Origin of the sequence: Mycobacterium sp., assembly GCF_032161845.1 — a bacterium.
In the GTDB taxonomy this organism is placed as follows: Bacteria; Actinomycetota; Actinomycetes; order Mycobacteriales; family Mycobacteriaceae; genus Mycobacterium.
Window position 1 is genome coordinate 1 of record NZ_JAVRQA010000002.1, and the last position, 11639, is coordinate 11639.

General features: G+C 65.9%; 12 protein-coding genes and 1 riboswitch. Of the genes, 5 read left to right on the top strand and 7 right to left on the bottom strand.

The genetic code is table 11. The features are described 5' to 3' along the window. The 3 genes from QOD90_RS00030 to QOD90_RS00040 all read right to left on the bottom strand — a co-directional run. Positions 1–260 (bottom strand): YhjD/YihY/BrkB family envelope integrity protein (locus QOD90_RS00030; RefSeq protein WP_526345404.1); only part of this gene is annotated, 260 nt, incomplete at its 3' end. Positions 261–273: 13 nt separating this feature from the next. Then, positions 274–1317 carry a tryptophan--tRNA ligase gene (trpS, locus tag QOD90_RS00035; protein WP_526345406.1) on the bottom strand — a complete coding sequence of 348 codons (1044 nt, stop codon included), beginning with the start codon at positions 1315–1317 and terminating at the stop codon, positions 274–276. 25 nt (positions 1318–1342) lie between these two features. After that, entirely contained in the window at positions 1343–1774 is a 432-nt protein-coding gene (locus QOD90_RS00040; protein ID WP_526345408.1) for a MarR family winged helix-turn-helix transcriptional regulator, read from the bottom strand. Positions 1775–1825: 51 nt separating this feature from the next. Here QOD90_RS00040 and QOD90_RS00045 point away from each other — a divergent pair, with 51 nt between their 5' ends. Continuing rightward, positions 1826–2464 carry a TIGR03086 family metal-binding protein gene (locus QOD90_RS00045; RefSeq protein WP_526345410.1) on the top strand — a complete coding sequence of 213 codons (639 nt, stop codon included), beginning with the start codon at positions 1826–1828 and terminating at the stop codon, positions 2462–2464. Here QOD90_RS00045 and QOD90_RS00050 read toward each other — a convergent pair. After that, the gene (locus QOD90_RS00050) at positions 2434–3234 is read right to left on the bottom strand and encodes an exodeoxyribonuclease III (RefSeq protein ID WP_526345412.1); all 801 of its coding nucleotides are present in this window, start codon (positions 3232–3234) and stop codon (positions 2434–2436) included. The two genes, QOD90_RS00045 and QOD90_RS00050, sit on opposite strands and share 31 nt — an antisense overlap. A 59-nt stretch (positions 3235–3293) precedes the next feature. Here QOD90_RS00050 and ephH point away from each other — a divergent pair, with 59 nt between their 5' ends. Then, positions 3294–4133 (top strand): epoxide hydrolase EphH, encoded by an 840-nt coding sequence (ephH, locus tag QOD90_RS00055; protein WP_526345414.1) that lies wholly within the window; start codon positions 3294–3296, stop codon positions 4131–4133. Positions 4134–4136: 3 nt separating this feature from the next. Here ephH and QOD90_RS00060 read toward each other — a convergent pair whose 3' ends face one another. Next, positions 4137–5354: an NADP-dependent isocitrate dehydrogenase gene (locus tag QOD90_RS00060; RefSeq protein ID WP_526345416.1), complete on the bottom strand. Its 1218-nt coding sequence runs from the start codon at positions 5352–5354 to the stop codon at positions 4137–4139. A 15-nt stretch (positions 5355–5369) separates the two neighbouring features. After that, entirely contained in the window at positions 5370–7604 is a 2235-nt protein-coding gene (locus QOD90_RS00065) for an NADP-dependent isocitrate dehydrogenase (protein WP_526345418.1), read from the bottom strand. A gap of 172 nt (positions 7605–7776) precedes the next feature. After that, a riboswitch (SAM riboswitch) is annotated at positions 7777–7896 on the top strand. A 135-nt stretch (positions 7897–8031) separates the two neighbouring features. Here QOD90_RS00065 and QOD90_RS00070 point away from each other — a divergent pair. Genes QOD90_RS00070 through QOD90_RS00080 form a run of 3 tightly spaced genes read left to right on the top strand, consistent with a single transcriptional unit; the run spans position 8032 to position 11218 of the window. Further along, positions 8032–9366: a bifunctional o-acetylhomoserine/o-acetylserine sulfhydrylase gene (locus QOD90_RS00070; protein WP_526345420.1), complete on the top strand. Its 1335-nt coding sequence runs from the start codon at positions 8032–8034 to the stop codon at positions 9364–9366. Between the two features lie 5 nt (positions 9367–9371). Then, positions 9372–10487, top strand: a complete 1116-nt coding sequence (metX, locus tag QOD90_RS00075) for a homoserine O-acetyltransferase MetX (protein ID WP_526345426.1) — start codon at positions 9372–9374, stop codon at positions 10485–10487. Next, positions 10484–11218: a class I SAM-dependent methyltransferase gene (locus tag QOD90_RS00080; RefSeq protein ID WP_526345422.1), complete on the top strand. Its 735-nt coding sequence runs from the start codon at positions 10484–10486 to the stop codon at positions 11216–11218. The genes metX and QOD90_RS00080 overlap by 4 nt, the downstream gene beginning before the upstream one ends. A 17-nt stretch (positions 11219–11235) precedes the next feature. Here the strand turns inward: QOD90_RS00080 and QOD90_RS00085 are convergent. Next, the coding region (locus QOD90_RS00085) for an aromatic-ring hydroxylase C-terminal domain-containing protein (protein WP_526345424.1) at positions 11236–11639 on the bottom strand (404 nt) is incomplete at its 5' end.

The following is an 11639-nucleotide window of genomic DNA, read 5'->3' on the forward strand; positions in this document are numbered from 1 at the left end:
AGGTCACCGGAGACGGCCCCCTTGATCTTCATCTCGACTTCGGAGAGCAGTTCCGGCCGGCTCGCCAACACGAAGCCGCCCGCCGCGAAACCGACCATCAGCAGCGGGAAGAGCGCGAAGATCGTGAAGTAGGTGATACCCGCGGCGTAGAAGTCGCCCTTGCTGTCGTTGTAGCGCCCCTGCGCGGTCATGACGCGGTCGAACAACGGAAACTTGGCTCGCAGCCGGTCCATGACGCCGGGCTTCGCCGGTTCGGTCACGCCGGCCCCCGTCCTACGTTCTCTTCGCGCGAGCGCTTCTTGGAAGCAAACCTAGTTTGCCGTATACCCGCTGCAGCGTCTTCGCAGACACCTCGTTGGCTCGATCGGCGCCATCGGCCAGCACGGACTCCAATTCCGCGGGGTCGGCCAACATTTCGTCGACCCGCGCCTTGATCGGCGTCACGAACTCGACGACGGCGTCCGCGGTGTCGGCCTTGAGATCGCCGTAGCCGCGGCCGGCGTAACCCTGCACCAGCGTGTCGACGTCGGTGCCGGTGACTGCCGACTGGATGGTCAGCAGATTGGATACCCCCGGCTTCGCGTCCCGGTCGAAGCGGATCTCACGCTCACTGTCGGTGACGGCGGAGCGAATCTTCTTGGCCGTCTTCTTCGGATCGTCGAGCAAGCTGATCAAACCCGCGTCGGTGGCGGCCGACTTGCTCATCTTCGCGGTCGGATCCTGCAGGTCGTAGATCTTCGCCGTCGCCTTTTGAATCATCGGTTCGGGGACGACGAGGGTGTCGGGGAACCGCGCGTTGAACCGCTGCGCGACGTCGCGAGCGAGTTCGAGGTGCTGACGCTGGTCCTCCCCGACGGGCACCAGGCCGGTGTCGTAGAGCAACACGTCGGCGGCCATCAGCACCGGATAGGTGAACAGGCCGACGGTCGTCGCGTCCGCGCCTTCCTTCTGCGACTTGTCCTTGAACTGCGTCATCCGCGACGCTTGGCCGAATCCGGTGAAACAACCAAGCACCCAAGTCAATTCGGTGTGTGCGGGCACGTGGCTCTGCACGAAGACCGTCGACCGGGCGGGGTCGATGCCGAGCGCCAGGTACTGCGCCGCGGTCACCAGGGTGCGTTTGCGCAGCAGGGCGGGGTTCTGCGCGACGGTGATCGCGTGCAGGTCGACGACGCAGAAGTAGGCGTCGTAGCCGTCCTGCAGTCCGATCCACTGACTGACCGCCCCAAGCGCGTTGCCGAGGTGGAGAGAGTCGGACGTGGGCTGCACGCCGGAGAAGACGACTCTTTCGGACGCGCCATCGTGCTGAGTGCTCATGATGGCGTCAATCCTTTCATTGCCGTCATCCGGTTGCGTCACGGGTCAGGCGCCGCAGCACCTTCAGGAATACCCGCCGCTCGTCGGCGTCCAGCTCACGCAGCCACCGTTCTTCGCCCCGTTGAATGTCCGCCTGGACGGCGTCCTTGACGGCCCGACCCGATTCCGTGATGGCCAGCAGTCGCACGCGACGGTCGTCGGGATCCGGCCGACGCTCGATGTGCCCAGCCTCCTGCAGTTCGTCGAGCGTGCGGATGATGCGGGTCTTGTCGGCGCCGATCGCCTCCGCGAGCGCGGCTTGGGTACGCATCGAGGCCCGGTCCAAGGCCAGGAGGACGACGTAACCCCACATCGTGAGCCCATGCGCGTCGAGGATCGGTTGCTCGGCGGCCATCATGTCCCGCACCAGCGGAGCCAGCATCGCGGCGAGGTCGGGACGACGCGGCTGCGTTGGCATCGCACCATGCTAAGCGTTGCCATATCATAAGCTAGCGCTTATCATATGCGTATGCATACTTATACTTCGAGCTTCTCCTCCCACCACCGCACCGCAGTCCTCGCATCGATAGACGTCGTCGACACCGTCGGGCGCGACGACCTGAACCGACCGACCCCCTGCGCAGGCTGGAACCTCATCGACCTACTGGCCCACATGACCGTCCAGCACCGCGGATTCGCCGCGGCGGCAAGGGGTTCCGGCGACGACCCGGACCTCTGGCGACCGGAGACAGTGCTGGCCCCGGTCACAGCCGATCCCGCAGGCGCCTACGCCGCGGCCGCCCACGACGTCATGGCTGCCTTCGCCGCCGCTGGAGCTGCCGACGTCGAATTCGCACTCCCGGACTTCGGCCCTGGCGCAAAGGTCCCCGGCGTGATGGCGATGGGGTTTCACTTCGTCGACTACGTCGTGCACGGCTGGGACGTCGCCGCCACCCTCGGCGTGCCCTACGGGTTGCCGACCGACGTCGTCGCGGCCGTGCTTCCGCTGGTCCTTGGCGTTCCCGACGGCGACTTCCGCGAGCAGGACGGCTCACCGTTCGCACGTGCCGTCGAGCCCGTCGGCGCCGATGACTTCGCGCGCATCCTGGCCCACCTCGGTCGACGGGCGGACTGGAATCAGGCGTATTCGACGGTCACCGGGGCGTGATCGGACCAGCGCAACGCATACGCGTCGGCGCGCTCGACCCGGGCGGCGACGACGCGGTCGGCCAACCCTGCGCTGGCCAATTGGTAGTCGATGCGCCAGCCCGCGTCGTTGTCGAACGCCTTGCCCCGCCACGACCACCAGCTGTAGGGGCCCGCGACGTCGGGATGCATCACCCGCACCACGTCAACCCAGCCGGTGCCCAGAAGATCCGTCAGCCACTGCCGCTCAGCCGGTAGGAACCCGGCCTTCTTCCGGTTCGCCTTCCAGGCCTTGATGTCGTTCTCAGTGTGTCCGATGTTCCAGTCGCCACACACCACCGCGTCGCTGCCCTGACGGCGGAGAACCGCCATCCGCGCGGCGACCGCAGCCATGAAGCGCTCCTTCTCGAGCTGACGGTCGGTCTCCGCCTCTCCAGTCGGGAAGTACACGCTGGCGACGGTGAGACCCGCGGTGTCGACCTCGAGGTAACGGCCGTGCGCGGCGAACTCGTCGGCGTCGGGCCCGATCAGCGTCCGGGTGATCGGCTGCCGGCTCAGCACCGCAACCCCGTTGCGGCCCTTGAGGTGTGGGTCTGCCGACGCGAGGTGCCAACCGTCGGCCACCGCGGGAGCCAGCGCCTCGGCCAGCTGCTCGTCGTCGGCGCGGGTCTCCTGCAGACAGATCACGTCCGCGAGTGTTTCCTTGATCCACGGGAGAAGGCCGAGGTTATCCGTCGACCGCTCCTTGACTGCGGCGCGGATGCCGTTGACGTTGATGGTGCTGACAATCACGTCCGAGACCTTAGCGACCATTCTTGCGGTACCGGCGGTATCACCTTAGGGTCGGCGGCATGGAGACGCGCGATCCGATCCACCTCGGCACCGGCGAACCGATTCTGATGCTGCACCCGTTCCTGTGCTCGCAGGCGGTGTGGCGGACGGTCGCGGACCAGCTGGCGGACACCGGGCAATACGAGGTGTTCGCGCCAACGATGGTCGGCCACAACGGTGGTCCAAGGGCGACGGGGTGGTTCATGAACACCGCCGACCTCGTCGACGACGTCGAACGGCGGATGGACCAGCTGGGCTGGGACACGGCGCACGTCGTCGGCAACTCGCTGGGCGGTTGGGTGGCGTTCGAACTGGAACGCCGCGGCCGCGCTCGATCGCTGACGGCGATCGCGCCCGCAGGCGGCTGGTCGCAACACTCCGTCACGAAGTACGAGACGGTGCTCAAATTCCTGGCGGGCGCCCCCGCGTTGGCGGCAGCGCGACTGCTCGGTCCGCGGATCCTCGATCTGCCGTTCGTCCGCCGCATCGCGACACTGCCCGTCAGCGGCCCAGCCGACGGGCCAAGCCATCCCGACTTGGTCGCGCTCATCGACGATGCGACGCACTGCACGGCCTACTTTCAGCTGCTGGTCAAGACGCTGCGGCTGCCCGGCCTGCTGGAGCTGGCCAATGTCGCGGTGCCCACGCAGCTGGTGCTGTGCGAGAAGGACAGGGTCTTCCCCACCCCACGGGGCAACAAGTACCTCATCGACAACCTGCCCGCCGACACGCAGGTGATCCGGCTCGCCGGGCTGGGGCACATCCCGATGCTCGAGGCGCCCGGTCGCGTCACCGAACTCGTCGCCGACTTCGTCGACCAGAACACCGAACCCAAGCGGCAGGCCCCGCCCGCCGGCTGATCGCTAGTGCAGCGCCTTCTTGAGGTGATCGGCGATGGTGCCGAGATACTCCTCGCTGTTCTCCCACCCCTGCTCCGGGCCGATCAGGATGGCGAGATCCTTCGTCATGTGACCGCCCTCGACGGTGCCGATGACGACCTCCTCGAGCGTCTCGGCGAATTCGATCAACGCCGGGGTGTTGTCGAGCTTGCCGCGATGCTCCAGCCCACGGGTCCACGCGAAGATCGAGGCGATCGGGTTGGTCGACGTAGGCTTGCCCGCCTGGTGCTGCCGATAGTGCCTGGTGACGGTGCCGTGCGCCGCCTCGGCCTCGATGGTCTGACCGTCCGGCGTCATCAGCACTGAGGTCATCAGCCCGAGCGAGCCGTAACCCTGTGCGACGGTGTCGGATTGCACGTCGCCGTCGTAGTTCTTGCACGCCCAGACGTAGCCGCCCTCCCACTTCAGGCAGGACGCCACCATGTCGTCGATGAGACGGTGTTCGTAGGTCAGGCCCTTGGCGTCGAACTCCGCCTTGAACTCCTCGTCGAAGATGCGCTGGAACTCGTCCTTGAACATCCCGTCGTAGCCCTTCAGGATGGTGTTCTTCGTCGATAGATAGACCGGATAGCTCTGTTGCAGACCGTATTTGAACGACGCGCGGGCGAAGTCCTGGATCGACTTCTTGAAGTTGTACATCCCCATGATGACGCCACCCCCGTCGGGGATCTGTACGACGTCGTGCACCATCGGCTCACTGCCGTCGTCCGGGGTGAAGGTCACCGTGAACGTGCCTGGCCTGTCGACCTTGGTATTGAAGGCACGGTACTGGTCACCGAAGGCGTGCCGTCCGATGATGATCGGCTTCGTCCAACCAGGCACCAGCCGGGGCACGTTCTCCACGACGATCGGCGCCCGGAAGATGGTGCCGCCCAAAATGTTGCGGATGGTGCCGTTGGGCGACAGCCACATCTCCTTGAGGCCGAATTCCTTCACCCGTGCCTCGTCGGGGGTGATCGTCGCGCACTTCACCCCGACGTGATGCTTCTTGATCGCGTTGGCCGCTTCGACGGTGACCTGGTCGTCGGTCTCGTCACGGTGCTCGATGCCGAGGTCGTAGTAGTCCAGGTTCACGTCGAGGTACGGATGAATCAGCGTGTCCTTGATCAGCTTCCAGATGATCCGCGTCATCTCGTCGCCGTCGAGTTCTACTACCGTGCCTTCGACCTTGATCTTGGCCATGCGAGAGTTCGTGCCTCAGCCCTTGACGCTCTCGAGCGCCGCGTTGAACGTCTTGCTCGGCCGCATCACCGCGATAATCTTGTCCGGATCCGGGTAGTAGTAGCCACCGATGTCGACGGATTCACCCTGCACCTCACTGAATTCGGCGACGATGGCTTGCTCGTTCTCGGCCAACGTCTTGGCAAGCGGCGCGAAGTGCTCGGCGAGCTCCTTGTCCTCGGACTGCGCGGTGAGCTCCTCGGCCCAGTACCTGGCCAGGTAGAACTGGCTGCCGCGGTTGTCGAGCTCACCGGTCTTGCGCGACGGATTCTTGTTCTCGTCCAACAGCTTTCCAGTGGCCGAGTCGAGCGTTGTGGCCAGCAGCGTGGCCCGCTTGTCACCGGTCTTGTTGCCAAGATCCTCCAAGCTGGCCCCCAGCGCCAGATACTCGCCGAGCGAATCCCACCTCAGGTGATTCTCCTCAACCAGCTGGCTGACGTGCTTGGGTGCCGAGCCGCCCGCACCGGTCTCGTACAACCCTCCACCTGCCATCAACGGGACGATCGACAGCATCTTGGCGCTGGTGCCCAATTCCAGGATCGGGAACAGGTCGGTCAGGTAGTCGCGCAGGATGTTGCCCGTCGCGGCGATGGTGTCCTGCCCGCGCATGGCGCGCTCGATCGTGTGCCGCATGGCACGCTCCTGGCTCCTGATCGAGATGTCGAGACCCTCGGTGTCGTGGTCCTTGAGGTACTTGGTGACCAACCCGCGCAGCTCGTTCTCGTGCGGGCGCCATACGTCCAACCAGAACACCACCGGCATACCCGAATTGCGCGCGCGGGTGACGGCCAACTTCACCCAGTCGCGGATGGGCGCATCCTTGACGATCGGCATGCGCCAGATGTCGCCCTCTTCGACGTTCTGCGTCAGCAGCACTTCGTCGGTGGCGTTGTCCACGATGTTGGCGACGCCGTCCTCGGAGATCTCAAACGTCTTGTCGTGGCTGCCGTACTCCTCGGCCTTCTGCGCCATCAGACCGACGTTGGGAACGGTGCCCATCGTCGTCGGATCGAACTGGCCGTGCGTCTTACAGAAGTTGATGATCTCCTGGTAGATCCGCGAGAACGTGGACTCGGGGTTCACGGCCTTGGTGTCCTTGAGCTTCCCGTCGGCGCCGTACATCTTGCCGCCCGCCCGGATCATCGCGGGCATCGACGCGTCCACGATGACGTCGCTGGGCGAGTGGAAGTTGCTGATGCCCTTGGCCGAGTCGACCATCGCCAGCTCGGGCCGATGTTCGTGGCAGGCGTGCAGGTCTCGGATGATCTCTTCGTGCTGCGTCGCAGGCAGCGATTCGATCTTTCCGTAGAGATCGGACAGGCCGTTGTTGACGTTGACGCCCAGCTCGTCGAACAGCTTCTGGTGCTTGGCGAACGCGTCCTTGTAGAAGATCTTCACCGCGTGCCCGAACACGATGGGGTGGCTCACCTTCATCATGGTCGCCTTGACGTGCAGCGAGAACATCACGCCGGTCTCGTAGGCGTCCTGCATCTGCTCTTCGTAGAACTCGCAGAGGGCCTTCTTGCTCATGAACATGCTGTCGATGACGTCACCCGCGTCGAGCTTGACCTCGGGTTTGAGCACGATGGTCTGGCCGCTCTTGGTGATCAGCTCCATCCGCACGGTGCGGGCGCTGTCCACCGTCATCGTCTTCTCGCCGTGATAGAAGTCGCCGTGTGTCATGGTCGCGACATGGGTGCGCGACGCCTGTGACCACTTCCCCATGCTGTGCGGGTGCTTCTTCGCGTAGTCCTTGACGGCCTTTGGCGCGCGGCGATCTGAGTTACCTTCGCGCAGTACGGGGTTCACCGCGCTGCCGAGACACTTGCCGTAGCGCTCCTTGATCTGCTTCTCCTCGTCGGACTTCGGCTCGCCGGGATAGTCCGGAAGGTCGTAGCCCTTGGCCTTCAGTTCCTTGATGGCGGCCAGCAGCTGCGGCACCGAGGCGCTGATGTTCGGCAGCTTGATGATGTTGGTCTCCGGCAGCTGCGTCAGCTCGCCAAGGGCAGCCAAGTTGTCCGGGACCTTCTGCTCGTCGGTCAGGTAGTCGGAGAACTCGGCCAGGATGCGGGCCGCGACGGAGATGTCGCTGGTCTCGATCTCGATGCCGGCGGCGTCGGCGAAGGCACGCACCACCGGCAGGAAGGCGTACGTCGCGAGCAGCGGCGCCTCGTCGGTCAGCGTGTAGATGATCGTTGGCTGTTCGGTCACTTATCAATCTCCCGGCGTCGCGGTCAGTCTCGGTTCAAGGGCAATTATCGCGTCGGATATGAACCTACGCGCTGCACCCGTTCTGGACGTGGCTCGGGTTCCATCAGGCCCTGCCGTCCGCGGCGAGGAACGGACTGGCACCGATAACGGGTCGTGAGATACGCTTCGTTTCGGTCATGAGTGCCAGCGCTAAGCCCCGGCTTGCTGGCCGGCAACCCTCCAACCGCGGTGGGGTGCCCTGGGTGATGACCAGGTTGAGTAGCCGTCAACGGCTACACGGCAAGCGCGGGTCCGCAATGACGGGCCCCCAGAGTAGACAGGGAAACCTGATGCGGAGGCCCACGTTGTGCAGTTGTCGCTGAACCATCCCCAAACCTGATTCGTGCCCTCTTGGGCACCCCTTTCTCATTTCCAGGAGACACCCTTCATGACCAGCGAAATCGATCCCACCGCCGCTTGGGCGTTCGAGACCAAGCAGGTGCACGCCGGCCAGACCCCCGACATCGCGACCAACGCGCGGGCGCTGCCGATCTACCAGACCACGTCGTACACGTTCCGGGACACCGACCACGCTGCCGCCCTGTTCGGCCTCGCCGAGCCCGGCAACATCTACACCCGCATCATGAATCCCACCCAGGACGTCGTCGAGCAACGGATCGCGGCGCTGGAGGGTGGCGTGGCCGCTCTGTTCCTGTCGTCCGGCCAGGCCGCAGAGACCTTCGCCATCCTCAACCTGGCCAGCGCCGGGGACCACATCGTGTCCAGCCCACGCCTGTACGGCGGCACGTACAACCTGTTCCACTACACCCTGCCCAAGCTCGGTATCGAGACCACGTTCGTCGAGAACCCCGACGACCTCGAGTCCTGGCAGGCGGCGGTGCGGCCGAACACCAAGGCATTCTTCGGTGAGACCATCTCCAACCCGCAGATCGACATCCTCGACATCCCCGGTGTCTCCTCGGTTGCCCACGCCAGCGGCGTTCCACTGATCGTCGACAACACGATCGCGACGCCGTATCTGATCCAGCCGATCGCGCACGGAGCCGACATCGTCGTGCACTCGGCCACCAAGTACCTCGGCGGGCACGGCACGGCGATCGCGGGCGTGATCGTCGACGGCGGCAACTTCGACTGGACACAGGGCCGCCACCCCGGCTTCACCACCCCCGACCCGAGCTACCACGGCGTGGTGTTCGCCGAACTCGGCCCGCCTGCCTACGCGCTCAAGGCGCGGGTCCAACTTCTCCGCGATCTGGGCTCGGCAGGCGCGCCCTTCAACGCCTTCCTCGTCGCCCAGGGCATCGAGACGTTGAGCCTGCGGGTCGAGCGGCACGTCGCGAACGCCCAGCAGGTCGCCGAGTTCCTCAGCACCCACGACGGCGTCGTTTCGGTCAACTACGCGGGCCTGCCCACCTCGCCGTGGTACGAACTAGGAAAGAAGCTGGCGCCCAAGGGAACCGGCGCCGTGCTTGCCTTCGAACTGGCGGGCGGCATCGAGGCGGGCAAGGCCTTCGTCAACGCGCTCTCACTGCACAGCCACGTCGCCAACATCGGCGACGTGCGGTCGCTGGTCATTCATCCCGCGTCGACCACGCACGCGCAGTTGTCCCCGGAAGAACAGCTCGCCACCGGCGTGACCCCCGGGCTGGTGCGGCTTGCCGTCGGCATCGAGGGAATCGACGACATCCTCGCCGACCTCGAGCAGGGCTTCGTTGCGGCCAAGGCCTTCTCCGGAGTGCCGCAGACCGCGGTGTCGGTGTGACGACCTTGGAGAGCCCCGCCACGACGTCGCTGCCCGCCGAGGGTGACGTCGGCGTCATCGACATCGGCTCGTTGACGCTGGAGTCGGGAGTCGTCATCGACGACGTCTGCATCGCCGTGCAGCGGTGGGGCGAACTCTCGACCGACCGCGACAACGTCGTCGTCGTGCTGCACGCGTTGACGGGCGACTCCCACATCACCGGCGCCGCCGACGCCAACCATCCGACCCCTGGCTGGTGGGATGGAGTGGCAGGACCTGGTGCCCCCATCGACACCGAGCGTTGGTGTGCGGTCGCCACCAACGTCTTGGGCGGCTGTCGCGGCTCGACGGGACCCAGTTCGCTTGCGCCGGACGGCAAGCCGTGGGGCTCACGATTCCCGGCGATCACCGTGCGGGATCAGGTGAACGCCGACCTCGCCGCACTCTCGGCGCTGGGCATCACCCAGGTCGCCGCGGTCGTCGGCGGCTCGATGGGCGGCGCCCGCGCGCTGGAGTGGATCGTCGGCCACCCCGACACCATCCGCGCCGCACTGGTGCTGGCGGTGGGAGCACGGGCCACCGCTGACCAGATCGGCACGCAGAGCACACAGGTGTGCGCCATCAAAGCAGATCCCAACTGGCAGAACGGTGATTACCACGGCACGGGGCGCTCACCAGAGGCGGGCATCGAGATCGCGCGGCGCTTCGCGCACCTGACCTACCGCGGCGAGGCTGAATTGGACGACCGTTTCGGCAACGACGCTCAAGGCATCGAAGATCCGACGACCGGCGGCCGCTACGCGGTGCAGAGCTACCTGGAACACCAGGGCGGCAAGCTGGCACGGCGGTTCGACGCAGGCACCTACGTATCGCTGACCGATGCCCTGAGCAGTCACGACGTGGGCCGCGGTCGTGGCGGCGTGGCTGCGGCGCTGCGCCGGGTCACGGTGCCCGTGGTCGTCGGCGGCATCACGTCCGATCGGCTCTATCCGTTGCGGCTGCAGCAGGAACTGGCCGACCTTCTTCCGACGTGTACCGGATTGAACGTCATCGAATCGGACTTCGGCCACGACGGGTTCCTCGTCGAGACGGACGCCGTCTACGAATTGATCCGCCAGACACTGGAGTTCGCGGCCAAGTGACGACAGAAGACGCCCGTCAGCGCTCGCTGTCATTCGGCGAGGAGGCCGCGGCCTATGAGCGAGGGCGACCGTCCTATCCGCCGGAGGCCATCGACTGGCTGCTGCCGCGCGACGCACGCACCGTCCTCGATCTCGGCGCCGGCACGGGCAAGCTGACGGTCCGGCTCGTCGAGCGCGGCCTCGACGTGATTGCGGTGGACCCGATTCCCGAGATGCTCGAGGTCCTCAGCCGTTCGCTGCCCGACACCCCGGCACTGCTCGGCTCCGCGGAGGAGATTCCGCTGCCGGACGACAGCGTCGATTCGGTGCTGGTCGCGCAGGCCTGGCATTGGTTCGATCCCGAGCGGGCCATCAAGGAGGTCGCGAGGGTGCTCCGCCCCGGCGGCCGACTCGGCCTCGTATGGAACACCCGCGACGAACGTCTTGGCTGGGTGAAGGATCTCGGCCGCATCGTAGGCCACGAGGAAGACCCGTTCAGCCGTCAGGTGACGCTGCCCGCGCCGTTCGTCGAGCTGGAACGCGAACAGTTCGAGTGGACGAGTTACCTGACGCCTCAGGCACTCATCGATCTCGTGGCGTCGCGCAGCTACTGCATTACCTCGCCGGCCGCCGTCCGCTCCAAGACGCTCGATGAGGTGCGGGAGCTACTGGCCACCCACCCGGCGCTCGCCAACGTCTCCGGCCTGGCGCTGCCGTACATCACCGTCGGCGTGCGGGCCACGCTGAGCTGACCGTCCCGCCGACTGCATCAGACGGGTGGGCCGAACCAACGCTCTAGCGCCGCAGGCAATCCCGGCGCTTCGGGAGAGTCCGCAGCCCAGGCCACGTAGCCATCGGGACGGATGAGCAGCCCCGCCAGTGGCGAGTCCGCGATGCTGCCGGCCACCACATCGACGCGATCCATCCACGCCTTGGCGTTCGCGGCCAACCCGCCGCCGGACAGGTCAAGCAGGACGGGCCGGGCGTCATGCAGCAGCTCGGCGATGCGACGGCCGTCGTCGAGTTGCAACTCGGGTGCCAGGTATCCGGACAGTGGATGCTCGTCACCGATGGCGTATCGGACGTCGGAGCCCGCGAGGAGGTGTGCCATGTGTTGCCTGACGCCCGGCTCGTTCAATAGCTCGTCGAAAAGCGTTCGTAACGCGCCGACTT